This is a genomic window from Micromonospora sp. A202 (genome assembly GCF_006715105.1).
Classification (GTDB): Bacteria; Actinomycetota; Actinomycetes; order Mycobacteriales; family Micromonosporaceae; genus Micromonospora; species Micromonospora zamorensis.
On sequence record NZ_VFMP01000001.1, the window covers coordinates 6,851,779 to 6,877,915 of the forward strand.

At 71.3% G+C, this 26,137-nt stretch carries 26 protein-coding genes; 11 read left to right on the plus strand and 15 right to left on the minus strand.

Features of this window, described 5'->3' with window-relative positions; translation table 11 throughout:
- Positions 1-75: 75 nt before the first annotated feature.
- Positions 76-1,194, minus strand: coding sequence for a hypothetical protein (locus tag FBZ33_RS31850; protein WP_141912113.1), 1,119 nt, complete (start codon positions 1,192-1,194; stop codon positions 76-78).
- A 124-nt stretch (positions 1,195-1,318) separates the two neighbouring features.
- Here FBZ33_RS31850 and FBZ33_RS31855 point away from each other — a divergent pair, with 124 nt between their 5' ends.
- From FBZ33_RS31855 to purD, 3 genes are all read left to right on the plus strand, one after another.
- Positions 1,319-2,608, plus strand: coding sequence for an adenylosuccinate synthase (locus tag FBZ33_RS31855; RefSeq protein WP_088950929.1), 1,290 nt, complete (start codon positions 1,319-1,321; stop codon positions 2,606-2,608).
- Positions 2,609-2,787: 179 nt separating this feature from the next.
- The gene (locus tag FBZ33_RS31860; RefSeq protein WP_255509087.1) at positions 2,788-3,795 is read left to right on the plus strand and encodes a type IV toxin-antitoxin system AbiEi family antitoxin domain-containing protein; all 1,008 of its coding nucleotides are present in this window, start codon (positions 2,788-2,790) and stop codon (positions 3,793-3,795) included.
- A 10-nt stretch (positions 3,796-3,805) separates the two neighbouring features.
- The gene (gene purD / locus FBZ33_RS31865) at positions 3,806-5,056 is read left to right on the plus strand and encodes a phosphoribosylamine--glycine ligase (RefSeq protein ID WP_141912115.1); all 1,251 of its coding nucleotides are present in this window, start codon (positions 3,806-3,808) and stop codon (positions 5,054-5,056) included.
- 31 nt (positions 5,057-5,087) lie between these two features.
- Here purD and FBZ33_RS31870 read toward each other — a convergent pair whose 3' ends face one another.
- The 3 genes from FBZ33_RS31870 to FBZ33_RS31880 form a co-directional block, all read right to left on the minus strand.
- The gene (locus FBZ33_RS31870; RefSeq protein ID WP_141912117.1) at positions 5,088-6,650 is read right to left on the minus strand and encodes an AMP-binding protein; all 1,563 of its coding nucleotides are present in this window, start codon (positions 6,648-6,650) and stop codon (positions 5,088-5,090) included.
- A 196-nt stretch (positions 6,651-6,846) separates the two neighbouring features.
- Positions 6,847-8,061, minus strand: coding sequence for an acyl-CoA dehydrogenase family protein (locus tag FBZ33_RS31875; RefSeq protein ID WP_088950932.1), 1,215 nt, complete (start codon positions 8,059-8,061; stop codon positions 6,847-6,849).
- Position 8,062: 1 nt separating this feature from the next.
- Positions 8,063-8,515: an SCP2 sterol-binding domain-containing protein gene (locus tag FBZ33_RS31880; RefSeq protein ID WP_088950933.1), complete on the minus strand. Its 453-nt coding sequence runs from the start codon at positions 8,513-8,515 to the stop codon at positions 8,063-8,065.
- 70 nt (positions 8,516-8,585) lie between these two features.
- On the opposite strand from FBZ33_RS31880, the gene FBZ33_RS31885 reads away from it, so the two are divergent.
- Positions 8,586-9,224: a TetR/AcrR family transcriptional regulator gene (locus FBZ33_RS31885; protein ID WP_088950934.1), complete on the plus strand. Its 639-nt coding sequence runs from the start codon at positions 8,586-8,588 to the stop codon at positions 9,222-9,224.
- Positions 9,225-9,228: 4 nt separating this feature from the next.
- Here FBZ33_RS31885 and FBZ33_RS31890 read toward each other — a convergent pair whose 3' ends face one another.
- Positions 9,229-9,873, minus strand: a complete 645-nt coding sequence (locus FBZ33_RS31890) for a DedA family protein (RefSeq protein WP_221629519.1) — start codon at positions 9,871-9,873, stop codon at positions 9,229-9,231.
- Between the two features lie 170 nt (positions 9,874-10,043).
- Between FBZ33_RS31890 and FBZ33_RS31895 the strand changes: the two genes are divergently transcribed.
- On the plus strand, positions 10,044-11,195 hold the full coding sequence (locus FBZ33_RS31895) for a sensor histidine kinase (RefSeq protein WP_141912120.1): 1,152 nt from the start codon (positions 10,044-10,046) through the stop codon (positions 11,193-11,195).
- Positions 11,192-11,833: a response regulator transcription factor gene (locus FBZ33_RS31900; RefSeq protein ID WP_141912122.1), complete on the plus strand. Its 642-nt coding sequence runs from the start codon at positions 11,192-11,194 to the stop codon at positions 11,831-11,833. Before FBZ33_RS31895 ends, FBZ33_RS31900 begins: the two co-directional genes overlap by 4 nt.
- 12 nt (positions 11,834-11,845) lie before the next feature.
- Here the strand turns inward: FBZ33_RS31900 and FBZ33_RS31905 are convergent, their stop codons facing one another.
- Positions 11,846-12,466 (minus strand): DedA family protein, encoded by a 621-nt coding sequence (locus FBZ33_RS31905; protein WP_141912123.1) that lies wholly within the window; start codon positions 12,464-12,466, stop codon positions 11,846-11,848.
- A 185-nt stretch (positions 12,467-12,651) separates the two neighbouring features.
- Positions 12,652-13,581, minus strand: a complete 930-nt coding sequence (locus FBZ33_RS31910; RefSeq protein ID WP_141912125.1) for an SMP-30/gluconolactonase/LRE family protein — start codon at positions 13,579-13,581, stop codon at positions 12,652-12,654.
- Between the two features lie 102 nt (positions 13,582-13,683).
- On the opposite strand from FBZ33_RS31910, the gene FBZ33_RS31915 reads away from it, so the two are divergent.
- Positions 13,684-14,178, plus strand: coding sequence for an Lrp/AsnC family transcriptional regulator (locus FBZ33_RS31915; protein WP_141912126.1), 495 nt, complete (start codon positions 13,684-13,686; stop codon positions 14,176-14,178).
- 11 nt (positions 14,179-14,189) lie between these two features.
- On the opposite strand, the gene FBZ33_RS31920 is transcribed toward FBZ33_RS31915, so the two are convergent.
- The 6 genes from FBZ33_RS31920 to FBZ33_RS31945 all read right to left on the minus strand — a co-directional run bounded on the left by FBZ33_RS31920 (position 14,190) and on the right by FBZ33_RS31945 (position 20,536).
- Positions 14,190-15,449 (minus strand): adenylosuccinate synthetase, encoded by a 1,260-nt coding sequence (locus FBZ33_RS31920; protein ID WP_141912128.1) that lies wholly within the window; start codon positions 15,447-15,449, stop codon positions 14,190-14,192.
- Positions 15,446-16,405 carry a hypothetical protein gene (locus FBZ33_RS31925; protein ID WP_141912130.1) on the minus strand — a complete coding sequence of 320 codons (960 nt, stop codon included), beginning with the start codon at positions 16,403-16,405 and terminating at the stop codon, positions 15,446-15,448. The genes FBZ33_RS31920 and FBZ33_RS31925 overlap by 4 nt, the downstream gene beginning before the upstream one ends.
- A 9-nt stretch (positions 16,406-16,414) precedes the next feature.
- The gene (locus tag FBZ33_RS31930) at positions 16,415-17,386 is read right to left on the minus strand and encodes a serine/threonine protein kinase (RefSeq protein ID WP_141912131.1); all 972 of its coding nucleotides are present in this window, start codon (positions 17,384-17,386) and stop codon (positions 16,415-16,417) included.
- The gene (locus FBZ33_RS31935; RefSeq protein ID WP_141912133.1) at positions 17,383-18,135 is read right to left on the minus strand and encodes an NUDIX domain-containing protein; all 753 of its coding nucleotides are present in this window, start codon (positions 18,133-18,135) and stop codon (positions 17,383-17,385) included. Before FBZ33_RS31935 ends, FBZ33_RS31930 begins: the two co-directional genes overlap by 4 nt.
- 80 nt (positions 18,136-18,215) lie before the next feature.
- Complete coding sequence (locus FBZ33_RS31940) at positions 18,216-19,091, minus strand: MaoC/PaaZ C-terminal domain-containing protein (RefSeq protein ID WP_141913060.1); 876 nt, start codon at positions 19,089-19,091, stop codon at positions 18,216-18,218.
- A gap of 80 nt (positions 19,092-19,171) precedes the next feature.
- On the minus strand, positions 19,172-20,536 hold the full coding sequence (locus FBZ33_RS31945; protein ID WP_141912135.1) for a 3-oxoacyl-ACP reductase: 1,365 nt from the start codon (positions 20,534-20,536) through the stop codon (positions 19,172-19,174).
- A 55-nt stretch (positions 20,537-20,591) separates the two neighbouring features.
- On the opposite strand from FBZ33_RS31945, the gene FBZ33_RS31950 reads away from it, so the two are divergent.
- Positions 20,592-21,884, plus strand: a complete 1,293-nt coding sequence (locus tag FBZ33_RS31950) for an acetyl-CoA C-acetyltransferase (protein WP_141912136.1) — start codon at positions 20,592-20,594, stop codon at positions 21,882-21,884.
- A gap of 67 nt (positions 21,885-21,951) precedes the next feature.
- On the plus strand, positions 21,952-23,376 hold the full coding sequence (purB, locus tag FBZ33_RS31955) for an adenylosuccinate lyase (RefSeq protein ID WP_088952121.1): 1,425 nt from the start codon (positions 21,952-21,954) through the stop codon (positions 23,374-23,376).
- 142 nt (positions 23,377-23,518) lie between these two features.
- Here purB and FBZ33_RS31960 read toward each other — a convergent pair whose 3' ends face one another.
- On the minus strand, positions 23,519-24,082 hold the full coding sequence (locus FBZ33_RS31960; RefSeq protein ID WP_099849694.1) for a YbjQ family protein: 564 nt from the start codon (positions 24,080-24,082) through the stop codon (positions 23,519-23,521).
- A gap of 24 nt (positions 24,083-24,106) precedes the next feature.
- Positions 24,107-24,790: a trypsin-like serine protease gene (locus FBZ33_RS31965; RefSeq protein WP_088950943.1), complete on the minus strand. Its 684-nt coding sequence runs from the start codon at positions 24,788-24,790 to the stop codon at positions 24,107-24,109.
- A 356-nt stretch (positions 24,791-25,146) separates the two neighbouring features.
- Here FBZ33_RS31965 and purS point away from each other — a divergent pair, with 356 nt between their 5' ends.
- Both purS and purQ read left to right on the plus strand, forming a co-directional pair.
- Positions 25,147-25,410: a phosphoribosylformylglycinamidine synthase subunit PurS gene (purS, locus tag FBZ33_RS31970; protein ID WP_030491392.1), complete on the plus strand. Its 264-nt coding sequence runs from the start codon at positions 25,147-25,149 to the stop codon at positions 25,408-25,410.
- The gene (purQ, locus tag FBZ33_RS31975; RefSeq protein ID WP_088950944.1) at positions 25,407-26,090 is read left to right on the plus strand and encodes a phosphoribosylformylglycinamidine synthase subunit PurQ; all 684 of its coding nucleotides are present in this window, start codon (positions 25,407-25,409) and stop codon (positions 26,088-26,090) included. The genes purS and purQ overlap by 4 nt, the downstream gene beginning before the upstream one ends.
- The last annotated feature ends 47 nt before the right edge of the window (positions 26,091-26,137 follow it).

The following is a 26,137-nucleotide window of genomic DNA, read 5'->3' on the forward strand; positions in this document are numbered from 1 at the left end:
TCCTGCGAGGATAGGCGCATCCGCCCATGAGGGGCGGGCGGCGCAGCCGAGGTCGGCCGCTCCGCGCCGTCGACGTCAGATCGACCAGACCGCCCAGGCGCCCGGCTCGACCCACCAGGAGCGCTTCCGGGTCAGCTCGCCCTCGACACCATCGTCGAGGTACGGCACCTTCCCCTCCCTGGGCAGCACCGAAACCGCCCGGCCACGGGCCCGCCGGACTTCGAGGCGTACCCGTTTGCGGCCGAATGCCGAGCGGACGACCACCGGCACGGCAACCGCGACCTCGACCTGGCCGTCGGCCGGGTCCGGTGCGGTCAGCAGCGTGACGTCGTCGAGCGTCGCGTAGCCGCCGGCGTTGGCGACCGCGCAGGCCAGCAGCGGCTCGTCACCGTCGGTGAGGATGGCGTCGTCGACCTCCACCCGAGCCCGCCAGTGCAGCGGCCGCCCGGCGTCGTCGGCGGCACCGAGCAACGCACCGTCCAGCGTCACCGAACCACCGTCGTTGCGCAGCAGGTCCAGTCGGCGCGGCGTGCCGTCCAACACCGCGGCGGCCACCACCGCCGGGTCACGGGGCAGCCCGAGCTGCGCGGCCAGGTCGCGGTGGGTGCCGCCACGGGCAGGGTCGAGCGGGAGTACGCCCACCGGCGGCAGGTCGGGCAGAGTCCGGTTGCCGGGCAGATCCGCGGGGCGCTTGCTCGGCGCCGGGGCGTACCGCCGGACCAGCCGGCGCAGCACGGCGCGCAACTGCCCGTCGTTGGCCGTCGCGACGACCAGCCGGGTCTTGCCGTCCGGGTCCGGCCAGGTGAGCCCGTCCGGGCGTGCCGGACCGTCGAGCCGCGCCAGCACCGCGTCGATCTCCGCGTCCGAGCGGGCGGTGACCATCTCCACCCGGGCGCCTCGGGCGTTCAGCGCGTCGGCACAAGCCAGCACCGGCACCCGTGGCCGCTCGGTGGCGCACCGCTCGGTGTCACCGCCGGCCTCAGCCCGGGGTGCCTGACTGGCGTCGGCCTGGTTGGTGTCGGTCTGGCCGGTCTCGGTCTGGCTCGTCGAGCTGGTGTCGGTCTGGCCGTTGTCGGTCTGGCTCGTCGAGTCGGTGGCGGTCTCGGCCGCACCGCCGCAGCAGGCCCCGCCGCTGCCACAGCCCCCGGGAGCGTCCCGCTCCGAACCGAGGGTGAGCAGCACCACGTCGTACACGGAAGGAGCCTCCTGCCTCTCGACGCGACCCCTGCCGGCCGCGCCGTCATTACTTGTTAACCTGACACCCCGGGCTCGCCAACCGGTCGCCACCTGGCACCCGAGCCTTCTGGAGGCGGAAAAGATGCCAGCGATCGTGCTCCTCGGCGCTCAGTGGGGCGACGAGGGCAAGGGCAAGGTTACCGACCTGCTGGGTGAGCGGGTCGACTACGTCGTGCGCTACTCCGGCGGCAACAACGCCGGCCACACGGTGATCACCCCGGACGGCCAGAAGTACGCGCTGCACCTGATGCCGTCCGGAGCGCTCTCGCCGAACGCGATGATCGTCATCGGCAACGGTGTGGTGGTCGACCCGAAGGTGCTGCTCGCCGAGATCGACGGCCTGGCCGAGCGCGGCGTCGACGTGTCCCGACTGCGGATCTCCGGTGACGCGCACCTGATCATGCCGCACCACAGGGCGCTGGACCGGGTGATCGAGCGCTACCTCGGCTCGTCCCGGATCGGCACCACCGGCCGGGGCATCGGCCCGGCGTACGGCGACAAGGTCGCCCGGATCGGCATCCGCCTGCAGGACCTGCTCGACCCGGGCATCCTGCGCAAGAAGCTGGAACTCGCGCTGCGCGAGAAGAACCAGATCCTGTTCAAGGTCTACAACCGCAAGGCGATCGACCTTGAGGCGACCGTCGAGGAGTACCTGGCGTACGCGGAGCGGCTCAAGCCGTACATCGCGGAGACCCGGGCGATGCTCTGGGACGCGCTGGACCGGGACGAGACGGTCCTGCTGGAGGGTGCCCAGGCCACCATGCTCGACATGGACCACGGCACGTACCCCTTCGTGACCTCGTCGAACCCGACCGCCGGTGGTGCCTGCGTGGGTGCCGGCATCCCGCCGACCGCGATCAGCAAGGTCATCGCGGTGAGCAAGGCGTACACCACCCGGGTCGGCGCGGGGCCGTTCCCGACCGAGTTGTTCGACGCCAACGGTGACCACCTGCGCAAGATCGGCGCGGAGTACGGCACGACCACCGGGCGGGAGCGCCGGTGCGGGTGGTTCGACGCGGTCGTCGCCCGGTACGCCTGCCGCCTTAACGGTGTCACCGACCTGGTCATCACCAAGCTGGACGTGCTCACCGGCATGCCCAAGGTGCCGATCTGCGTCGGCTACGAGATCAACGGCGTCCGGGTCGACGACATGCCGATGAGCCAGACGGACTTCCACCACGCCAAGCCCGTCTACGAGGAGCTCGACGGCTGGTGGGAAGACATCACCAAGGCGCGGACGGCCGCCGACCTTCCGGAGAATGCCCGCCGCTACATCGCCCGGGTAGAGGAACTCTGCAACGCCAAGGTGAGCGTCGTAGGCGTAGGCCCAGGCCGAGACGAAAACGTGGTCCTCCACCCCCTCCTCCCCTAACCCCGGACCTGTTTCGCACCCCACCTCATCTCACTCCCTCGTTGATCATGAGGTTGACGGAGTGTTCGATCTACGAACGCCCCGTCAACCTCATGATCAACGGCAGGGCTGGCGGGTGTTGTCCACAGGGTTGTCCACAGGGGTGGTGGGGTGGCTGGTGAACGGTCAGCGTGGTCGTCGTGGATCGCACAGACCTCGTACGCGTCATCGCCAGCGGCCAGGATGGCCTGATCACTCGGGCGCAGGCGTTGCGTGCCGGATTCAGTCGACACGACATCGACCATCTGGTGACCGTCGGGCGGTGGCGACCACTCGCACGAGCGGTCTATCTGGTCCGCAGCCGGTCCATCGAATCGCCCGCCCGTCAGTGTCGTGTCCGCGCCGCTGTGCTCTCGTTGGGCCCGCAGGCTCACGCGGTGTTCGGCACAGCGGCTGAGCTGCACGGCATTGCCGGTCTGCCGCGTAGCGACGAGATCCACGTGGCGCTGCCGGGCAGGGCGGCCAAGAGGGCGCGGGTGTCGGACCCCGCGATCGTGCTGCACCAGCTCGAACACCCTCCGGGGAAGGTGGTGCAGGTGAACGGGATCGCGGCTACTGTGCCACGGCTGACCGTCGCAGAGATCATCCTGCGAGAGCGCCGTTATGCCGCGGTCTCCGTGCTCGATTCCGCGCTCAATCGGGGATTGATCAGGACCGAATGCCTGGAGGTCATCGCAGCGTTGATCAGGGGCCGGCGCGGCGCGATCGCGGCACGCGGTTATCTGGCTGAGGCGGACGGTCGGGCTCAGTCGCCGCTGGAGACGCGTACCCGGCTCCGCTGCGTTGACGGTCGGGTGCCTCCGGATGCCCTTCAATTGGAGGTGCGCGACGACGACGGATACCTGCTCGGCGTTGGTGACCTGGGCTGGCGCGGACCGCAGGTGATCGCCGAGGCCGACGGCCGAGACGTGCACGGCACCGTAGAGGCCGCTTCGCCGACCGCCGCCCCCAGAATCGCCTGGTCAACGCCGGCTGGACCGTCTTGCGTTTCACCTGGCAAGACACCCTCCGCCCCGACTACATCCCCTGGACGGTCCGCCAGGCACTCGTCGCCGCCCGTTCTCGTTGATCATGAGGTTGACGGGTCAGTGGATCACCAAAAGGCCCGCCAACCTCATGATCAACACCACTGGTGGTGGGGACAGTAGGATCTCGGTCGTGCGGGTTCTTTTGGTTGGTGGTGGTGGGCGGGAGCATGCGCTCGCCCTCGGGTTGGTGGCGGATCCGGCTGTTTCCGCGGTTGTTGCCGCGCCTGGTAATCCCGGGATCGCCTCGGTGGCTGAGCTGCGGACGGTGAACGCTTCCGATCCGGACGCCGTGGCGGCGCTGGCCGTGGAGACTGCCGCTGACCTGGTGGTGATCGGGCCGGAGGCGCCGCTGGTCGCCGGGGTTGCCGATGCTGTCCGCGCCAAGGGGATCGCCGTTTTCGGTCCATCCGGTGCTGCCGCGCAGCTGGAGGGCTCCAAGGGGTTCGCCAAGGACGTGATGACCGCTGCCGGCGTACCAACCGCTCGGGCGTACGTCTGCACGGACGAGGAAAGCACCGCTCGGGCGCTGGACGAGTTCGGTGCCCCGTACGTGGTGAAGGACGACGGACTCGCCGCAGGCAAGGGCGTCGTGGTGACCGACGACCGGTCCGCCGCGCTGGCCCACGCGAACGAGTGTGGACGGGTCGTGGTCGAGGAGTTCCTCGACGGCCCGGAGGTCAGCCTCTTCGTGGTGACCGACGGTGAGGCGGCGCTGCCGCTGCTGCCGGCTCAGGACTTCAAGCGCCTCGGCGACGGGGACACGGGGCCGAACACCGGTGGCATGGGGGCGTACGCGCCGCTGGCCTGGGCACCTCCCGGCCTGGTCGACGACGTCATGCGCGACGTGGTCCACCCGACGCTCGCGGAGATGCGCCGCCGGGGCACCCCGTTCGCTGGTCTGCTCTACGTCGGGCTCGCGATCACCGCCGCCGGCCCCCGGGTGATCGAGTTCAACGCGCGCTTCGGTGACCCCGAGACCCAGGTGGTGCTCGCGTTGCTGGAGACCCCGCTGGGCGGGCTGCTGCACGCGTCGGCCACCGGCACGCTGGCCGAGCATCCGCCGCTGCGATGGCGGGACGGCAGCGCTGTCACCGTGGTGCTCGCCTCCGCTGGCTATCCGGCCGCGCCGCGTACCGGCGACGTCATCACCGGCGCGGACCGGCCGGGCATCATCCACGCGGGCACCGCCCGCCGGGCCAGCGACGGCGCGTTGCTCTCCGCCGGCGGCAGGGTCCTCTGCGGTACGGCCACCGGCTCCGACCTGGCCGCCGCGCGGGACGCCGCGTACGCGCTGGTGGACGGGGTGGAGTTGGCCGGCTCGCAGCACCGCACCGACATCGCCGCCGCCGCCATCGACGGCCGGATCACGATTCCGGGCTGAGCAGCCGCCGGGCCGACGGCTGGGCGGCACCTCAGCCGAAGTAGCGGCGCAGTTCGCGGGTGAGCACCTTGCCGGTGGCGTTTCGGGGCAGGTATTTCACGAAGATCACGTCCCGGGGGACGCTGAAGCGCGCGAGATAGCGCCGGACGTACTCGCGTACCGCATCGGGATCGAGCGTCTCGTCGGGGTGCAGGGCGAGGAACGCGGACAGGCGCTGGCCGTACTCGGGGTCGGGTACGCCGATCACGGCCACTTCGCGGACCTGCGGCAGTTGGGCGAGCAGATCTTCCACTTCGGAGGGAAAGACGTTCTCACCACCGGAGACGATCATGTCGTCGGCCCGTCCGTCGACGAAGAGCAGCCCGTCGGCGTTGAGCCGGCCGAGGTCGCCGGTGTCGAGCAGACCGTCGCGGGTTTCCCGGCTGGTGCCGGAGGTGTAGCCCTCGAAGAGCATCTCGTTGCCGACGAAGATCCGCCCGACCCGTCCGGTCGGCACCGGCTGGCCGTCGTCGTCGAGCATTTCCAGCCGGGTGCCGTGCGGTGGCCGACCGGCGGTGGTGGGTGCCTGGCGCAGGTCCTGCGGGCCGGCGATGGACGCCCAGGAGACCTCGGTGGAGCCGTAGAGGTTGTACAGGACGTCGCCATAGGCATCCATGAACTTCGGTGCCAGCCCGCCGGGCAGGGCGGAGCCGCTGACCGCGACGACCTTGAGCGGGGGGCGCGGGTCCGGCGGGGGCACCTCCATCAGTCGCTGCACCATCACGGGTACGGCGAACAGCGCGTCGCAGCGGTTGGCGGTCAGGGCGGCGAGTGTCGCGGCCGGGTCGAAGCGTCGGTGCAGCACGATGGTGGCTCGCAGGGCCAGGCAGACCTGGAGGGCGGCGAATCCCCAGGTGTGGAAGATCGGTGCGGCGATCATCACCCGGGTCCTGGTGTGCAGCGGGATGCGGCCGATGATGGACACCAGCGGGCCGAAGCCTTTGGGCGTGCGACGACGGGCGCCCTTGGGCGTACCGGTGGTGCCGGATGTGAGCACGATGATCCGGCCGTCCCGCTCCGGCGGGCGCAGGTCGCCCGGCAGCGCGCCGGCCACCAGCTCCTCGCGGGCGCGTTCGTCGAGCCGGGGCAGCTCGGCGGGGAGTCCGAGGACCCGCTCGGCGAACTCGTCGTCGTGCACCAGCAGTCGCAGCTGTTGCTCCTCGGCGATGGTGCCGAGCTGGGCCGCGGAGAGCCCGGTGTTGACCAGCACCGCGTCGACGCCGAGCAGGGTGGCGGCGACGATCGTCTCGATCAGCCCGTGGTGGTTGCGGCAGAGCACGCCGATCCGGTCGCCGGTCTGCACGCCGTGCCCGGCCCTCATCGACCTGGCCATCCGTTCGGCCCGGTCGAGCAGGTCGTGGTAGGTCAGCTCGACGCCGTCCTCGTCGATGACCGCCGTCCGGCCGGGATCCCGGGCGGCCGCCTGGCGCAATTCGCCAGCCAGGCTCCACCCCCAGGTACGCAGGGCGTTGAGTTGCGCGGCGACTCGGACCGGGTTGCCGGGGGTGAGCAGTCCGCGACGGGTCAGGGTGGCGACGGTGAACGGCAGGTCCATGCCGCAGACCTCCTAGGGGTGGTGCGCGGACGGGGCAGTGGCCTGCCCGTCCATCAGGGCTTCTTCCTTGATCATGCACTGGGGGCGGCTGAAGGCCCAGTTGGCGTCGGCGCGGGGTGACGAAGACGGCACAGATCGTGGAGTCCGGGCCACCGTCGGCCCGACCCCCCTTGAGGAGGCGCCGGGCCGACGGCGGTCAGCGGATCTGCATCCCGGAGATCGCCCGGGAGATCACCAGTCGTTGGATTTCCGAGGTGCCCTCGAAGATGGTGTAGATCTTGGCGTCCCGGTACCAGCGCTCGACCGGGTGGTCGCGCAGGAAGCCGGCCCCGCCGAGCAACTGCACCGCCTTCTCGGTGACCGACACCGCCACCTCGCCGGCCTTGAGTTTGGACATCGAGCCCTCGCCCGCGGTGAACGGGCGGTTGTTGCGGCCCATCCACGAGGCGCGCCAGACCAGCAGCCGTGCCGCGTCGATTTCCATCCGCATGTCGGCCAGCGCGAACGCGACCGCCTGGTTCTCGATGATGGGCCGTCCGAACTGGACCCGGTCCTTGGCGTAGTCCAGGGCGTACTCGTAGGCGGCCCGGGCCACGCCGAGCGCTTGCGCGCCGACCGTGGGTCGGGACAGCTCGAACGTGCGCATCGCGGCCTGTCCGCTGGCCCGCTGCCCGGAGCGGGCCCGGTCGAGGCGTTCCAGCAGGGCGTCCCGCCCACCGAGCAGGCAGCGGCCGGGCACGCGTACGTCGTCGAGGAAGACGTCGGCGGTGTGTGACGCGCGGAGGCCGAGTTTGCGCAGCTTGCGGGTGGCGGCCAGGCCGGGGGTGCCCGGCGGTACGACGAACGCCGCTTGGCCTCGGGAGCCGAGGGTGGGGTCGACGGAGGCGGTGACCACGTGCACGCCGGCGATCCCACCGTTGGTGGCGTACGCCTTCTGGCCGTTGAGCACCCACTCGTCGGTGGCCTCGTCGTAGACGGCCCGGGTGCGCATCGCGCCGACGTCGGAGCCGGCCTCGGGTTCGCTGGTGCAGAACGCGGCGACTGCCGGTGAGTCGACGTCGCCGAAGCACTGTGGCACCCACTCGACCATCTGGTCAGGGGTGCCGGCGCCGTAGATGGCGGCGACGGCGAGTGAGGTGCCGAAGATGGAGAGGCCGATGCCGGCGTCACCCCAGAAGAGTTCCTCGCTGGCGATCGGCAGGGAGAGCCCGGTCGGGTCGGCCCAGCAGGTGGCGAGGAACTCGAAGCCGTAGAGGCCGACCTTGGCGGCTTCCTGGATCACCGGCCACGGAGTGTCCTCGCGCTCGTCCCACTCGGCGGCGGCCGGGCGCACGACCTCGGCGGCGAAGCCGTGCACCCAGTCGCGTAGATCCCGCTGTTCCTCATTCAGGTCAAGCGAGAACTCAGCCATGTCAGGCCTTGGGGATGTCGAACAGGTTGGCGATGTTGGCGGCGAGGCCGAGGTCGCCCTTTGCCTTCAGCTTGCCGGTCATGAACATCATCACCGGGTTGGCGCCACCGGAGACGATCTTCAGGAACTCGACCGGGCCCATGGTGAGGCTCAGCTTCGGGTCGTGCTGCGGGGTCTCGTTCACGACGCACGCGCCGTCGGCGATGACCACCTCGTAGGTGTCGCTGCCGCCGTCGGGGCGACCGGTGATGACCCAGTGGATGACCGCGTTGGTCGAGCCGGCCCGGTCCGCGCGGAACAGCGACGGCATCCGGCCGAACACCTCGCCCAGGACCTTGTCGCGCATGTCACCGGACATCACCTGAGCGATCTTGTCGTCCGGGGTGGACTTGACCAGCTGGGCGAACTCCTTGGGGCCAACGTTGGCGAAGGTGGCCGGGTCGAAGTCAGTCATCAGGTGTGTGCCTTCCGGAAGATTTGGCTACTCGTGCGTAACCCTACGCACGAGTAGGTATGCTCGCAAGGTGTCCACCGTCCCCGCCTTCAAGCGCCTGCCACGCGCCGTCCGCGAGCAGCAGATGCTCGACGCGGCCGTGAAGGTCTTCTCCCGTCGCGGCTTCCACGCCGCCAGCATGGACGAGATCGCGGAGGACGCCGGCATCTCCAAGCCCATGGTGTACGCGTACCTCGGCACCAAGGAGGAGCTCTTCGTCGCCTGCCTGCACCGGGAGGGCACCCGGATGATGCAGGCCATCGCGGGAGCCGCCGCCCCCGACCTGCCGGCCGACGAGCGGCTCTGGCGTGGGTTGAGGGCGTTCTTCGGCTTCGTGGGCGCGTACCGGGACGGCTGGGCGGTGCTCTACCGGCAGGCCCGGGGCGAGCAGCCGTTCGCCGGGGAGCTGGCCGCGATGCGGGCCCGGCTCGTCGAGGTGGTCGCCGGAATGCTCGACCACGCGCTGCGAGCCGAGGGCCGTGAGATCACCGCCGTCGACCTGGAAGTCGTCGCGTACGCCCTGGTCGGCGCGACCGAGTCGCTGGCCGACTGGCTCGCGGACCACCCGGACGCCGACCCGGAGAAGACGGCCACCCGGATGATGAACGTGGCCTGGCTCGGCGCCGCCCAGCTCCTGCACGGAGCGACCTGGCGCCCACCGGTCGACTGACCGGTCACCGCACCGGGGTCCGACCCAGCGGCGCGGTCACCGGTGCCGGCCGCGCGGACCGGCGGCGGTTGCGCAGCCATCGGACCACCTCGACGATCAGCGTCACCGTCAGTGCGAGGCCCAGGCCGAGCACGAGTCCGCGCAACGGGTCCTGTTCGAAGGCCAGCCCGCCCACGTAGCCGACCAGCGCCGAGTAGAGCCCCCACGAGCCGGCGGCTAGCGCGTCGAAGGCGAGAAAGCGTCGGCGGGGATAGTGCACCGCCCCCATGGTGAGGGTGACAGCGGTCCGGCCGCCCGGCACATAGCGGGCCACGGTGAGGATCAACCCGCCGCGCGTCGCGATTCCCCGCCGGGCCCAGTCGATGGCGGCCCGGCGTCGACCGTCGGGCGGCAGCCGGTCGAGCAGCCGCGCGCCACCGCCCCGCCCGATGGCGTACGAGACGTGGTCACCCACCAGCGCTCCGGCGGCAGCCACCAGGATCACGGCCGGCAGGTACGGCGCGCCGGAGGCTGCGAAGACTCCAGCGGTGATCACCGCCGTCTCGCTCGGCACCACCGGGAAGAAGCCGTCGAGCACCGCGATCGCGAAGATCGCCAGGTACACCCAGGGCGAGGACATCGTCTCGTGCAGCAGGTCGAGTAGATCCATGGTCCTGATGCTGGTGTGGGCGGCGGCTCCCGCCATCGGCCAGTGGTCAGACGGGCACCACTACTTAGGTCGCATCCGGCCCCGACGGCGGCTAGGGGTCATCCCTCACCCCACCCCGGTCTGGCGGCGCGGAACGGCTCGATCCGTCCGCTGAGCCCTAAGCTCGCTGCGTGGCCTCCAGCGCCGTCGCCGTCCGGCGGGCCGTCCAGCGGTACGCCTCCGTGCTGCTCGCCGTCACCGTCGCGGCAGCCGTCTGGGCCAGCTCGACCGGTGATCTCGGCGTCCGTTCGCCGCTGCCGGGCGTCGTCGCGCTGTTCATCGCGGTGGCCTCGGGTTGGGCCGCCGGCACGATCCGCACGCGCCGTTGGCCGTTGTTCCTGGCTGCGGCGGTGGGCTGGCTGGTGCTCGCGGCCGCGGCGGCCGGGGTGGTCGCCTCGTACCAGGCGGGTCTGCGACTGCGTGGTCGAGGGCTCGCCAGTTTCCTCGCCGCCGCGACCCTGGTGCTCGCCGGTGGGGTGCTGGTCGGGCTGGAAGTGGGCGGCACACGCCGGATCACCACCGCCAGCACCGGCAACGTGCTGCTTCTCGCCGCCTGTCTGGTCGTACTCCCGTTGGTCTTCGGCCTCTGGGTGCGGGCGCGCCGGGACACCCTCGCCGCACTCCGGGATCGGGCCGAGCGACTGGAACGCGAGCAGGAGGCCCGCGCCGACCGGGCCCGTGCCGAGGAACGGACCAGGATCGCCCGAGAGATGCACGACGTGGTGGCGCACCGGGTCTCGTTGATGGTCGTGCACGCCGGGGCGCTGGAGGTGACCGCCGGGGACCCGACGACCGTCGAGGCCGCCGCGCTGATCCGGACTACCGGTCGGCAGGCGCTCACCGACCTGCGCGAGGTGCTGGGCGTGCTGCGACAGGCCGGCCCGACCGTGGTGCCGGAGCGCGGAATCGACGCGCTGGACGAGCTGATCGGGGAGTCCCGCGCCGCCGGGCTGCGGGTGTCCCGGCGCGACGAGGGCGTGCCGACGGCACTACCGGCGACCCTGGGGCGTACCGCGTACCGGGTGGTCCGGGAGGCGTTGACGAACGTGCGCAAGCACGCCGCGGACGCCGAGACGATCGTCGGCCTGCACTACCTGCCGGACGGGCTGGAGGTGATGGTCCGCAACGGTCCGTCCGAGGGCGGGGCGGCGCTGCCCGGCGCCGGCCAGGGGTTGCTCGGGCTGCGCGAGCGGGTCGAGCTGCTCGGCGGCCGACTGGAGGCCAGGCCCGTGGACGGCGGCTTTCTGGTCCGGGCCCTGATCCCGTTGGCGGGTGCGACGTGATCCGGGTGGTGGTGGTCGACGACGAGCAACTGGTCCGTGCCGGTCTGCGGCTGATCCTGGAGGCGGCGGAGGACATCACTGTCGTCGGTGAGGCGGCGGACGGTGCCGGCGCGCTGGAGCAGGCCCACCGGTTACGCCCCGACGTGGTGCTGCTCGACGTGCGGATGCCGGGCGTTGACGGGCTGACCGTCGCGCCCGAGGTGGTCTCCGCCGGACCGAAGGTGATCATGTTGACCACCTTCGACCTCGACGAGTACGTGCACCGGGCGCTGCGGGCCGGAGCGGTGGGATTCCTGCTCAAGGACACTCCGCCCCGCGAGCTGGCCGCCGCCGTCCGTACGGTGGCCGCCGGGAACGCGATGCTCGCCCCGACGGTGACCCGACGCCTGATCAGCTCGTTCGCCGAGCGTGGTCCGGCCCGTCGGGACGCGGCCCGGCAGCGGCTCGCCCCGCTCACCGCGCGCGAGCTGGAGATCGTCCGGGAGGTGGCGCGCGGGCTCGGCAACGCGGAGATCGCCCGACGGTTGACGATGAGCGAGGCCACCGTGAAGGCACACGTCAGTCGGGCGCTGGCGAAACTCCAGGCGGGCAACCGGGTGCAGCTGGCCATCCTGGTGCACGACGCTGACCTGCTGTGACGGGTGCGGCCGTCAACGTCGGGCGGCGGCGCGACGGTGTGCTCGGCGGCGTAGCCACCGGAGCCCCTCCAGCCCGAACGTGACGAGCACCGAGAGCCCCACCCCGACCAGCACGCCCTTCACCGGGTCACGTTCGAACGCCAGCCCGCCGAAGTAGCCGAGCAGCCCGCAGTACAGCGCCCAGGTGATCGTCGCGATGCTGTCGTAGAGCAGGAATGACCGGCGGGGATAGCCCACCGCCCCCATGGTGAGGGTGACGGCGGTCCGCCCGCCCGGCACGTACCGGGAGGTGGTCAGGATGATCCCGCCGCGTCGGTCCACCGCCCGACGGGCCCACTCGGAGCTGGCCCGTCGCCGGCTGCCGTCAGGCAGCCGGGCCAGCCGGTGCGCGCCGCCACCCCGACCGATGGCGTACGAGATGTGGTCGCCGACCAGCGCGCCCGCAGCGGCGCTGACGATCACCAGGGTCAGGCTGGGGTGCCCGCCGCTTGCCGAGAGCACCCCGGCGGTGATCACTGCTGCCTCGCCCGGCACCGCGGGGAAGAACGCGTCGATCGCGGTGAGCCCGAAGATCACCAGGTAGACCCACGGCGACGTGACCGTCCCACGGAGAAGGTCGAGCAGGGCGTCCATGCCCCCATGCTCGGCGGCTCAACGACGGTCGGTGGCGCTTCGCCGACATTGCGCCGACCGGTCAGCCAAGCGCCGCCTCAGTTCCCTTCGTCAACCGGTACTGCCGTGGGCTGCTGGTGGTCGACGCTTGTGAGGTCGCCGCCGCCGTTGTGATCGGGCGGGCGTTTCGGGGAGCGTCGCGTTGCTCATCGCTTCTCGCCAGTAGCCTCGGGGTAGTGGGCGCCGTTGAAGGTGACTCGCAGCCCGTACACCGAGGCGCCGGCGGTGATGAACAGGTGGTTGCGCTTCGGGCCACCGAACGTGAGATTGGCTACCGGTTCGGGCAGCAGCAGCTTGCCGATGAGGGTGCCGTCCGGGTCGAAGCAGTGCACGCCGTCCCAGGCCGCGACCCACACTCGCCCAGCGTCGTCGAGACGGATGCCGTCGAAGCGGCCGAAGTCACACTCAGCGAAGATCTTCCCGTGGTCGAGGGTGCCGTCGGCCATGACGTCGAAGACGCGGACGTGACTGGGGTCCTGCCGAGTGTCCACGATGTAGAGCTGCTGCTCGTCGGCGGAGAACGCCAGGCCGTTGGGGCGGCAGAAGTCAGTCGCCACGATGCGCAGATCGCCCGTGGCAGGGTCCAGGCGGAACACGTAACAGGCGCCGCCGAACTCGCTGTCGCCCTTGTTGCCCTCGTAGTCACCCTGGATGCCGTAACTCGGGTCGGTGAACCAGATCGTCCCATCGGCGCGGACGACCACGTCGTTGGGACTGTTGAGCCGCTTGCCATCGAAGCGGTCGGCGAGCACGGTGATCGTGCCGTCGTGCTCGGTACGGGTGACCCGCCGGTTGCCTTGCTCGCACGTGACAAGCCGGCCCTGGCGGTCCACCGTGTTGCCATTGGTGTAGCCCGAGCCGTGGCGGTAGACGCCGACGGCACCGGTGATCTCGTCCCAGCGCAGCAGCCGGTCATTGGGGATGTCGCTCCACACCAGGTAGCGGCCAGCCGGAAAATACGCTGGCCCTTCGGTCTTACGTGCGCCGGTGTGCAGCCGTTCGACCACGAAGTCGCCGTCGCAGTTGCGGAACCGCTCGTCCAGCAGGTGGAACTCAGCGGGAACAGTGTCGACCATCCGTGCCTCCCAATGTCGGATCATCGTTCGGCAGAAGCATATGAAAGCTAAACCTGGTATGGTCAACACGTTAAGAGCCAAATATCATTCGAGGATACGCGAGTGGTGGACGACATCGACCGGGCGCTGTTGGCGCACCTGCAGCACGACGCCACCCAGTCCTACGCGGCGCTGGGCAAGGCGGTCGGCCTGTCCGCCGGCTCGGCCCATGACCGGGTGCGCAAGCTGCGCGAGCGCGGCGTGATCCGCCGGACCACGGTCGATGTCGATCCGGCCGCCGTGGACCGCGGCGTCTCGGCCTTCGTTATGGTCAACGCCACCTCGTGGATGGGGGACGCCCCTACCCGTGACGTGCTCGCGGCCATACCCGAGATCCAGGAAGCGCACATCATCGCTGGCGCGGCATCACTGTTGGTGAAGATCCGTACCGCGACCACCAAGGACCTGCAAGCGGCGCTGCGCCGCATCTTCGGTATCGACGGGGTGACCGGCACCCAGGCCATCGTCGTGCTGGAGACGTTCTTCGAACGTCCGGTGAGCGTGCTCGACCAGGACAGTGAACCGCATCAGGCGGATGTCGACGCGCCACCACGGTAGGACCGCAGGAGTCAGGCCGCGCCCACCAGGGCGGGCGGGGCGAGCAGCGGACCGTGCGGGGTCTTGTCGTCGGCGGTGGGGCCGTGCGAGGTCAGCACCACCGGCGCGCCCAGCTCCGCGGACACCGCCTCCGCCCAGTCCGCCGGCGGGTCGTCGTAGAGCGGGCGGGAGCGCAGCAGGCGGGCGGTGAGCGCGGCCTGCCGGTCCAGGTCACCGGGTGGGCCCGGGGTGAGCCGGTCGGTGGTGTCGTAGCGGCGGCAGATCCGCAGCTCGGGGCCGGCGAGGTCGAGGTGGGTCAGGGCCAGGCCGTCGATCCCACCGGCCACGGCGAGGGCGTACCGGTGGGCGACCGCGTCGAAGTGGCCGAACCGGAACCGGCCCTGCCACGGGTTCGTCGGGTTGTGTGGATCGGCAAGCGGCAGGGTCGGATCCTCGGTCACCAGCGGGCCCGCCCCGTGCCGGGTGGTGACCAGCCGGAGCACCCCGATCCGGGTCGCGCGGGGCTGGCCCGCCTCGGCGAGCAGACTGTCGGCGTTGGCGAACGTGGTGGTGCTCCACGTCGTGTACGGGTGGAAGCCGTGCCACTCGTCGAGCAGCACCCCCTGCGCGCCCTCGAAGACGCAGATCCCCGCGCGTAGTGCCCCGGTGAGCCAGCTCCCGTCGACGATCGCGACCCGCCCGGCGAACCCGGTGAACGCGGGCAGGCAGTCCTCGACCGGTGGCGCGTCCAGTGGGCCGAGCTCTGCGGTCAGCCGCTCCCGCAGGGCGGTCAACCGGCGACGCAGCAGCGTCGGGCTGCGGCAGTCCGCGACCCGGGGCGCGTCGTCCGGGTGGGCGAGACCGTACGCGACGGTCTCGCCCACCCCCAGCCCGCAGGAGCCGTGCCGGTCGGCTCCCCGGGCGATCTCCCGGGCCTGGTTGGCGGCCCGGTGGTACGGGGTGGCGAGCAGTGCGTCCCCGTCGACGGTGAGTCGGTCGAGCGCGTCGGTCACCCCGACCGTGGCGAGATGGTCGGCCTCGGCGGCCAGCGCCAGCGGATCCACCACGACGTGCCGCGACAGGTGCGTACGGACACCGGGATGGAACGTGCCGGCGCCGAACTGCGCGAACGTGTGGTGCCGCCCGTCGCGCAGCACGACGTTGTGCGCCGCCTGCGCGCCCCCGTTGAAACGGACCACCGTGTGCACGGGCCGGGTGGCGCAGAGCCAGTCCACCACCGTGCCCTTGCCGGCGTCCCCGTAGCCGAGGTCAACCACCGCCACGTGCCTCACAGCCGGGTCACCCCACCGGTGGTGTCGGTGAACGCGGGCAGCGTCGACACCTCGGCCCGCCGTCCCCGGCCGAGGCGGGCCAGTGCCTTCGAGACGGTGCCGGTGGCGCTGGAACCGGCGTGGTCCAGGTGGCGCAGGCCCTCGTCCAGGTCGATGGCCTGCTCGCCGAGGCCAATGGTGAGCGCGATGGTCTCGCAGACGGCGTCGAGGTCGTCGAGCACCACGGCGTTCTGCCCGAGCAGGCCCCGCCAGAAGTCGAGCACCTTGGCGTTGCCGGCGTAGTGGCTGCCGGCGGGGAGCAGGAAGTAGGTGTCCCAGCGGCGGGTCAGCTCGTCGAAGATCTGCCGCAGCGGCACGTCCTCGGTCAGGTCGTCGCCCATCAGGCGGGCCACCTCCCGGGCCTTCACCTGGGGGTACGCCAGCTCGTCGCCGATGATGAACAGGTAGCCGCGCCGGCCGCGCTTCTCCCAGTTGTCGGTGGCGGTGTGCCGGGCCATGAAGTACATGGCCAGCTCGTACGACTCGCTCATCTGCCCGCCGCCCCCGCCTTCGAGGACGATCCGGCCGAGGTCGTCGTCCATCCGGTTGTCCGACTCGAACTGGCCCACCTGCAACGGCACCCGGTCGCAGGTGGCGTCGCCGATCGCGCCGAACATGATCTGCGGGTCGCTGGCGTACCCCTGCCGTTGCAGCAGCCCGAGCAGCTGCGGCAGCTTGGTCTGCAGGACACGCGGCACCTTGAGCATCGAGCCGGTCACGTCGAAGAGCACGGCGACCGGCGTCGACCGGGGGTGCTCGTCGGAGTCGCGGCTCTCGCGCATCCCGTCGCGGGGGTCGAGCGCGGTGTGCACGGTGCGCGCCCCGCTGTCGCTGTAGGAGAAGGCGCTCTTGCCGGTGGACCGGCGGTAGCGGTCGGCGGCGTCGTACACGTCGGTGGACCAGATTCCGCTGCCCATGACAGCTCCTTAGGGGGTGAGGGTGAAGGGTCGGAAGGTGCGTGGCCCGTAGAGCCGGTCCAGCACCTGGTCGAATTCGCGCAGCAGGCGCCAGGCGTCGTCGGGCCGGTCGGCGAGGAAGCGGTGCCGGCAGTCCTGGGCGAAGTCGAGCAGCTCGCGGGGCGCGTGGCGGTTGAACAGCGAGGTCATGCAGCGGGTGGCCATCCAGATGTCGGTGCCCGGTCCGCACTGCCGCTTCTGGAAAACCTCGGGCGGATACCAGTCCTCCTGGCCGGGCACCATCGCCGGGATCGTGCCGCCGATCGGTGCGGAGAAGCACCAGTCGATGAGCACCACGCCGTGGGCCTCCGGCTCGATCAGCACGTGTCGCGGCAGGACCGCGCCGTGCACGATGCCGGCGCTGTGGGCCAGGCCGAGCGCCACCAGCAGCCGCCGCCACATCCAGGCCACGTCCCGGGCGTCCAACCCGTCGGGGTACGCGCGCCGTACCTCGCCGAGGTCGTGCAGGCCGGGCGCGGTGGCGAGCACGTTGATCCGCCGTTCGGCGCCGGTCGCGGCGTCGCGGTGCGGGAACTCGTCGACGAGCCGGGGCACGTACGGCAGGTAGCGCGGGTCGCCGCGCTCGGCGATGGTGTGCAGGGCGTGTGCCTCACGGGCCATCAGGTCGTTGTCGGTGGGCCGCCGGGGGAGCTTGAGCAGCCGGTCGGCGCCGACGTCGTAGAGGTCGGCCAGGTCACCCGAGTGGGCCGGCGCGCGGAGCCGGTAGTCGCCGAGAACGGTGACCTGCCGGGCCTGCCACCGGGTGGTGACGTGGATGAACGCGTCGACTGCCTCGGCGCGTACCGCCGGGTCGGCCGGCAGGCGGTCGGGGTGCAGGGCCGCGACCAGCTCGCGGTAACGCCGGGCCGGCTGGTCCGTGCCGAACAGGTCGGCGTCGGTGCGGGCCGCCGTGACCAGGTCGATGGCCGCCGCCGTCCTCATCGCACCGTCTCCTCGCGGGCGGGGCGCAGCAGAGCCGGGTGCAGCAGTCGGGCGTCGCCGGCGCGGTAGAGCCGGGCGCGGGGGCCGCCGCGGGCGCCACCGCGCTCGGTGCTGGCGCCGGTGCTCTCCACGAAGCCCGGCACGGAGAGCACCTTGCGGTGGAAGTTGCCGGCGTGCAGCGGGTGACCCCAGACCGTCTCGTAGACGGCGCGCAGCTCGCTGATCGTGAACTCGGCGGCGAGGAAGCGTGTGGCGAGCGGCGTGTATTCCAGCTTGGACCGGGCCCGTTCCAGCGCGTCGTCGATGATCCGGCCGTGGTCGAAGGCGAGCTGCCGGCTGGTCAGCGCGGTCACCGGCAGCCAGATCGCCTCGTCGGCGTCGGTGCCGGCGGCCGGGTCCGGCAGGTCGGGGGCGAACGCGAGGTGGGCGATCGAGACGACCCGCATCCGCGGGTCGCGGTCGGGCGCGCCGTAGCTGCCCAACTGCTCCAGGTGTACGCGGCGCAGCCCCTCGCCGCCGAGCCCGGTCTCCTCGGCCAGCTCGCGTCGGGCGCCAGCGGTCAGGTCTTCGTCGGGGTGGACGAACCCACCGGGCAGCGCCCAGTGCCCCTCGAAGGGTGCCTGGCCGCGCCGGATCAGCAGCAGGTGCAGCGCGTCGTCGCGGATGGTCAGCGCCACCACGTCGACGGTCACCGCGACCGACGGATAGGCCCGGGGGTCGTACGCGGCCAGGAACTCCTGCTCGTTCATCGCGTCTCTCTCATTCTGAGAACATCTCGCTGTGAGAACAACCTAGCGCATGCGAGCGCCCCTGCCAAGAGGGGTGCCCATCAGCGCACCAGACCCGCCAGGTGCGGTCGGCCGCGCGAGTCGTGCAGGGCGAACCCGCCGTCCGGCAGGAGAGCGAAGCTCACGGTGCTCGGAAGCGGGACGGGAAGCTTGAAGGCGACCTCGACGGTGTAGGCGTCCGGCAGCCGGTTCTCCAGTGCGGCCAGGCAGCGCGCCTTGCTCCACATGCCGTGCGCGATCGGCCGGTGGAAGCCGAAGAGCCGCGCCCCGAGCCGGGACGTGTGGATCGGGTTGTGGTCCCCGGACACCCGCGCGTACTCCGTGCCGACCCGGGGCTCCACCCGCCAGCGGGACGTGCCGGCCGGCGGCTCGGTGCGTCCACTCCGGTCGCCCCCGCCAGGCTTGCGCTCCCGACCCAGGTACGTCGAGACACCCTCCCAGACCTTCTCGCCGGCGACCGAGCCGACCAGCACCACGTCCGCCTGCCGCCCCCGGTCGTGCGGGCGCAGGTTCTCCGCGTACGTCGTGAAGTCGAGGGTCTCGTCGGCGGTGATCGGGCGGTGCACGGTGATCCGGTTGCCGATGTGCACCAGACCGATCAGTGGAAAGGGAAAGTCCGGCGCGGTCATCAGCCGCAGGGTCAGCGGGAAGCCCATGACGTGCGGAAACGTGCCCGGCAGACGATCGGTGAGCCGGAACCCGCAGACCCGGTCGTAGGCGGCCAGGTGCGCCCGGTCGACGCTCACCCCGCCCACTGCCAACTCGACGCCCGGCACGCCGGGGCCGCGCCGCCCGCCGCCCAGGCCGGGCAGCGCGCCGAGCAACGCCCGACGGTAGAGCGCTCCGGCCGCCGGCATCCGAGGCAGTTCGACCCGGTCGCGGCCGGCGGGCTCCGGCCGGAGTGCCGAGGCCCGCATCTCCGCCGACAGTGTCTCCGTCGGGCCGTCGATCAGCTCGTGCAGGGAGAGGTCGTCGTCCGGCTGCCTCCGAGTGCCCATCACGCCCCCAGCAGGCTCTGGCCGCAGACCCGGACCACGTTTCCGCTGACCGCACCGCTGGCCGGCCAGGCCAACCAGCCGATCGTCTCCGCCACGTCCACCGGAAGCCCGCCCTGGGCCAGGCTGTTCATCCGCCGGCCCGCCTCGCGGACCACCAGCGGGATACGCGCGGTCAGCCGGGTCTCGATGAAGCCCGGGGCCACCGCGTTGACGCTGATCCCCCGCTCCCGCAGAGCCGGGGCGAGCGAGTCGACCAGGCCGATCACGCCGGCCTTGCTGGTGGCGTAGTTGGTCTGCCCCCGGTTGCCGGCGATCCCCGCGATCGACGAGACCGAGACGATGCGCCCGCCGGTCGGGATGAGCCCCCGCTCCAACAGCACGTCGTTGATGCGCTCCTGGCTGGAGAGGTTGACGTCGATGACCTGGTCCCACCGGTCGGCGTCCATCCGGCCGAGCGTCTTGTCCCGGGTGATGCCGGCGTTGTGCACCACCACGTCGACCCGGCCGTGTCGGCCGGCCAGGTGATCGGCGAGCCGGGTCGGAGCGTCCGGTGCGGTCAGGTCGAGTTGCACCGCCGTACCGCCGATGTCGTTCGCCACCGCGGCCAGCGCGTCACCGGCGGCCGGGATGTCCAGTGCCACCACCTGTGCGCCGTCGCGGGCGAGCACCCGGGCCAGCGCCGCGCCGATGCCCCGGGCGGCGCCGGTGACCAGCACGACCTGCCCGTCCAGTGGGCGGTCCCAGTCGGCCGGGGCGGTCGCCTCGCCGGCGCCGACCCGGATCACCTGACCCGAGACGTACGCGGACCGCCCGGACAGCAGGAACCGGAGCGTCGACTCGAGGCTGGTGAGAACGCCGTTCTCAGCGCGGGTCACGTAGACGAGTTGGGCGGTCGTGCCCCGGCCGAACTCCTTGCCGATGCTGCGCACCAGACCTTCCAGGGCGCGCTGGGCGGTCGCCTCGCGGGGCGTCGGGCACTCCTGCGGTGGTGTGCCCAGCACGATCACCCGGCCGCCGGGCAGCACGGCCCGGGCCTGTGGGTGGAAGAAGTCGTAGAGCTGGCGCAGCTCGGTCGAATCGGTGATCCCGGTGGCGTCGAAGAGCAGTGCGCCGTACCGCCGCGGGTTGTCGCCGGGGGCGGTGTCGGCGGCCGGGTCGGCCAGCTCGACCCCGGCGGCGGTCAGGATCCTGCCGACCGGCTCGGCGAGCCGGCCGCCGGTGGCCGCGCCGAGCAGGGCCGGCCCGGGCAGCAGCGGGTCGCCGGGAGAGTGCCGGCGCAGTCGGGGCGGGTCGGGCAGCCCGAGGCGCTTGACCAGCGTGCGGCCGGCAGTCGATTGGACGAAGCTCGCGTACCTGTCGGTCATGGGCGTAGCCTACTGGCGAGTAGGGTTCGAGCAACACATGTCGAGGAGGCGGATCGTGCAGAGCATTCGGCGGGTCGCGGTCATCGGGGGCAACCGCATCCCCTTTGCCCGTTCCAACTCGCGCTACGCGGACGCGTCGAACGCCGACCTGCTCGGCGCAGCGCTGGACGGCCTGATCGCCCGGTACGGGCTGGCCGGGCAGCGCGTCGGTGAGGTGGTGACCGGCGCGGTGCTCAAGCACTCCCGCGACTTCAACCTCACCCGCGAGGTGGTCCTCGGCTCCCGGCTCGACCCGCACACCCCGGCGTACGACATCCAGCAGGCCTGCGGCACCGGCCTGGAGGCGGCGATCCTCGTCGCCAACAAGATCGCCCTCGGTCAACTCGACGTGGGCATCGCCGGCGGTGTCGACACCACCTCCGACGCGCCGCTCGCGGTCAACGAGGAGATGCGCCGCACGCTGCTCAAGCTCAACTCGGCCCGCACGCTGGGCGAACGGCTCAAGGTCGCGGCGAAGCTGCGCCCACTCCAGCCGTTCAAGCCGGAGATCCCGCGCAACGCCGAACCCCGCACCGGCCTGTCCATGGGCGACCACGCCGCCCGCACCGCGGTGCGCTGGCAGATCGACAGGCGATCCCAGGACGAGCTGGCCCTGCGTTCGCACCAGCGGCTCGCCGCCGCGTACGACAGGGGTTTCTTCGACGACCTGATGACGCCGTACCTGGGGCTGACCCGCGACGCGAACCTGCGCCCGGACACCAGCGTGGAGAAGCTCGGCTCGCTCAAGCCGGTCTTCGGCACCCGCGGCCCGGACGCCGAGCAGGCCACCATGACCGCCGGCAACTCGTCGCCGCTCACCGACGGCGCATCCACAGTGCTGCTCGCCAGTGAGGAGTGGGCGGCCGCGCACAACCTGCCGGTGCTGGCCTGGTTCAGCTGGTCGGAGACGGCCGCTGTGGACTTCGTGCACGGCGACGAGGGGCTGTTGATGGCCCCCGCGTACGCGGTGCCCCGGATGCTGGCCCGCGCCGGGCTGACGTTGCAGGATTTCGACTACTACGAGATCCACGAGGCGTTCGCGTCCCAGGTGCTGGCCACCCTCGCCGCCTGGGAGTCGCCGGAGTTCTGCAAGGACAGGCTCGGCCTGGACGCGCCGCTGGGCGCGATCGACACCGCCCGGCTCAACGTCAACGGCTCGTCGCTGGCCGCCGGACACCCGTTCGCCGCCACCGGCGGGCGGATCGTGGCGACCCTGGCCAAGCTGCTGGCCGAGCGGGGCAGCGGACGCGGGCTGATCTCCATCTGCGCGGCCGGTGGTCAGGGTGTGACCGCCATCCTGGAGCGTTGAGGGCGGCAGCCCCGGACAGCCCGGCCCGGTCCAGGTGTCGACCGGTGGGTGCGGGACAATGAGGTACGTGACGACGATCCCCAACGTGCTGGCCAACCGGTACGCCTCGCCCGAATTGGTCGCCCTCTGGTCTCCGGAGGAGAAGGTCCGGATGGAGCGGCGGCTCTGGCTCGCCGTGCTGCGCGCCCAGCGGGATCTGGGCGTCGCCGTGCCGGACGGTGTGGTCGAGGCGTACGAGCGGGTGCTCGACCAGGTCGACCTCGCCTCGATCGCGGAGCGGGAGCGGGTCACCCGGCATGACGTGAAGGCCCGGATCGAGGAGTTCAGCGCGCTCGCCGGGCACGAGCACGTGCACAAGGGCATGACCTCGCGGGATCTCACCGAGAACGTCGAGCAGCTCCAGGTGCGCGCCTCGCTGGAGCTGATCCGGGACCGCGTCGTGGCCACCCTGGCCCGGCTCGCCTTCCTCGCGTACGAGCACACCGACCTGGTCATGACCGGCCGTTCCCACAACGTGGCCGCGCAGGCCACCACGCTGGGCAAGCGCTTCGCGTCGGCGGCGGAGGAGCTGCTGATCGCGTACGAGCGGCTGGAGGACCTGATCGCCCGCTACCCGCTGCGGGGGATCAAGGGCCCGGTCGGCACGGCCGCCGACCAGCTGGACCTCTTCGACGGCGACGCCGACAAGGTGGCCGAGCTGGAGCGGCGCGTCGCCGAGCACCTGGGCTTCTCCCGCGTACTGAACAGCGTCGGGCAGGTCTACCCCCGCTCACTGGACTTCGACGTGCTGGCCGCACTGGCCCAGACCGCCGCCGCGCCGTCGTCGCTGGCCACCACGATCCGACTGATGGTCGGTCAGGAGCTGGCGACCGAGGGCTTCAAGCCGGGCCAGGTCGGCTCCAGCGCGATGCCGCACAAGATGAACACCCGCTCGTCGGAGCGGGTGAACGGCTTCGCGGTGATCATCCGGGGTTACCTGTCGATGGTCGGCGAGCTGGCCGGCGACCAGTGGAACGAGGGCGACGTGTCGTGCTCGGTGGTCCGCCGGGTGGCCCTGCCGGACGCGTTCTTCGCCGCCGACGGGCTGTTCCAGACGTTCCTCACCGTGCTCGACGAGTTCGGCGCGTACCCGGCGGTGATCAACCGGGAGCTGGAGCGGTTCCTGCCGTTCCTGGCCACCACGAAGATCCTGGTGGCGGCGGTCCGGCGTGGCGTCGGCCGCGAGGTCGCGCACGAGGTGATCAAGGAGCACGCGGTCGCTGTGGCCCTGGCGATGCGTGAGAAGGGCTCGCCGGAGAACGACCTGTTCGACCGCCTGGCGGCGGACGGCCGACTCGGCCTGTCCCGCGCCGACATCGACACCCTGGTCGCCGACCGCTCCGCCTTCGTCGGCGCCGCCGCCGCCCAGGTGGCAGCGGTAACCAGCCGCATCACCAAGGTGGTCGAAACCCACCCGGAAGCCGCCACCTACAGCCCGCCCCCCATCCTCTAACCCCACCCCACCCCACCCCCCAACCCCACCCAGCCCCGGTGATCAAGAGGTTTGCGTCAACTTTGATCTCCTACTTGACGGAAATCTCTTGATCAACCGCATGGGGTGCGTGGGCGGTGTGGGTGGGGTCGGTGGGGTGGGGTTATTCGCCAGTTGGGGTTTCGGCGGCGGTTCTGAGGTTGGGTGCGCTGGCCGGTTCGGCGATGCCGCCGGGCGACCCCGTGAAGCCCGCGGGTTCGGCGGTCTCCGCGGCGACCACCGGCTGGTCGGCCGGCATGACCTCGGGCATCTTGGGCACGACGACCACGGCCGTCCCGTACGCACAGATCTCCATCCACATCTCACCGCAGTCCCGGCTGTCGAACCGCATGCCGATCACCGCGTTCGCGCCAAGCCGCAGGGCCTCCTCGCCGAGCCGGGCCACCGAGTCGGTGCGCCACCGGGTCAGGTTGTCCGGAGCCATCGGGTCGTACGCGCCACCGCGCAGGTTCTTGACCCCCTCGCGGTACGGGTTGCGCGTCCTGGCCATCGATGACACCACCTCACCGAGAATCTGGCGGATCTCGTAGCCGGGCAGTTGCTCTGTCGTCACGACCAGCACGTTTCCGATGCTGTCAGGAGTGGCGTGACCCGATCGGGTGCATTGTTCACCTGATCGGATGCTGCAAAACGACGCGGCGCGGACGGCCGGCACGCCGCCGACCATCCGCGCCGCAGCGGGCGTTAACCGTCAGACACCGGCCACCGAGGTGATCCAGGCCCGGTTGTACGCAACGCTGCCGTAGTTCTGGATGCTCTGCCCGTCGGCGGTGGAGGCGACGCCGACCTGCTGGCCGTTGTAGAACTGCGGGCCACCCGAGTCGCCCCGCCACGCGTTGCCGCTGATCTCGGTGCTCCGGATCGCCTGCCCGCCGTACGCGTCGGTGACGCTGTTGCTGGTCACCCGCACGGTGGCGGTCTTCAGCTGGCTCGACGCGGAGCAGCCGCTGTAGCAGGTCATGCCCCAGCCGTAGATCGAGTTCGTCGAGTTGAGGGGCGGGTTGCTGCTGGCCAGGCTGACCGTCGAGGTGCTGACGGTGCTGGAGAGTCGCATGAGGGCGAGGTCGTTGCGGGTGTAGGTGGCGCTGACCGTACGGGTGACGCCGCCGGAGGAGCGGTACACGCTGCCGACCCGGACGGACATGGTGCCGCTGATGCAGTGCCGGGCGGTGAGCACCCATTGCGGGGAGATCACGCTGCCGGAGCAGGTGAACGAGCCGTTGCTCATGACCGCCGCCGCCCAGGGGGCGGACGAGACGGTGGTGCCGCCGATGATGGGTTGCGGGCCGGGCGGGGCGGCGGACGCGCCGGACGCGGTGCCGAGGGCGCCGACCAGCGCGATGCTGAGTACGGCGAGCAGGGGGCGGATGCGCATCGGGTGGACTCCTTGGGTGGGGCGGACCCGGGGTCGCCGGGTGTGGATGGGCGACAGCGGGAGGTCCCCTCTGCCGCCTGGATCGACCTATGTCGATGTACAGTAGGGCCCGGGCCGACCGTTATCAAGGACCTGATCGAGGATCGCCGATGTAACGATTCGGCCTCCCGTTGCGCCGTATATGCCCTGCTGAGGCCACCTGCCCCGCCTGTGGAGCCGCTCAGAGCGCCAGTAATGTTGATCACTGCTTGAACTGCAGCCGGCCGGTGCGTCCGTGGCCGTATCTGCCAGGTACGCTGGCTGCGCTCGCCCGTTGTGGGTCGGCACCCAACTGCGTACACAGTCAGGAGTGCCCAGTGCCTCGCGTCGTCGTCGACGTCATGCTCAAGCCCGAGATCCTCGATCCGCAGGGCCAGGCCGTCGCAAACGCGCTGCCCCGGCTCGGCGTCGGTGACGTCGCCTCGGTTCGGATCGGCAGGCGGATCGAGATCGAGTTCACCGGAGAACCGGACCTGGACCGCGCTCGGGAGATTGCCGACAAGCTGCTCGCCAACCCGGTCATCGAGGACTTCACGGTCCGCCTGGTCGAGGCCGACGAGACCGCGGACGCCCGCTCGTGACCGCCCGGGTCGGTGTGGTCACCTTCCCTGGCTCGCTCGACGACGGGGATGCGGCCCGAGCGGTCCGGATCGCCGGCGCTGAGCCGGTCCGGCTCTGGCACGGCGACCCGCAGCTGCACGGCGTCGATGCGGTCGTGCTGCCCGGTGGCTTCTCCTACGGTGACTACCTGCGCTGCGGCGCCATCGCCCGGTTCGCCCCGGTGATGGAGACGATCGTGGACGCCGCCCAGGGCGGTCTGCCGGTGCTCGGCATCTGCAACGGCTTCCAGATCCTGTGCGAGGCGCACCTGCTGCCCGGCGCGCTCACCCGCAACCAGCACCTGCACTTCCGTAACCGGGACCAGGTCCTGCGCATCGAGTCGGCCGGCACCGCGTGGACCAACGCGTTCCAGCCCGGCCAGGAGGTGCTCATCCCGGTCAAGAACGGCGAGGGCTGCTACGTCGCGGACACCGCGACGCTGGACCAGCTCGAAGCCGAGGGTCGGGTGGTCGCCCGCTACGTCGGCGGCAACCCCAACGGGTCGATGCGCGACATCGCCGCGATCACCAACGCCGCCGGCAACGTGGTGGGCATCATGCCGCACCCCGAGCACGCGGTGGAGGCGCTCACCGGTCCTTCGCTGGACGGCCTCGGGTTCTTCACGTCGGTCCTCAAGCACCTGGTGGGGGCGCCGGCGTGACCGGCGACACGATCATCGGTCTGCTCAACCGCCGGTCTGGCGGGCAC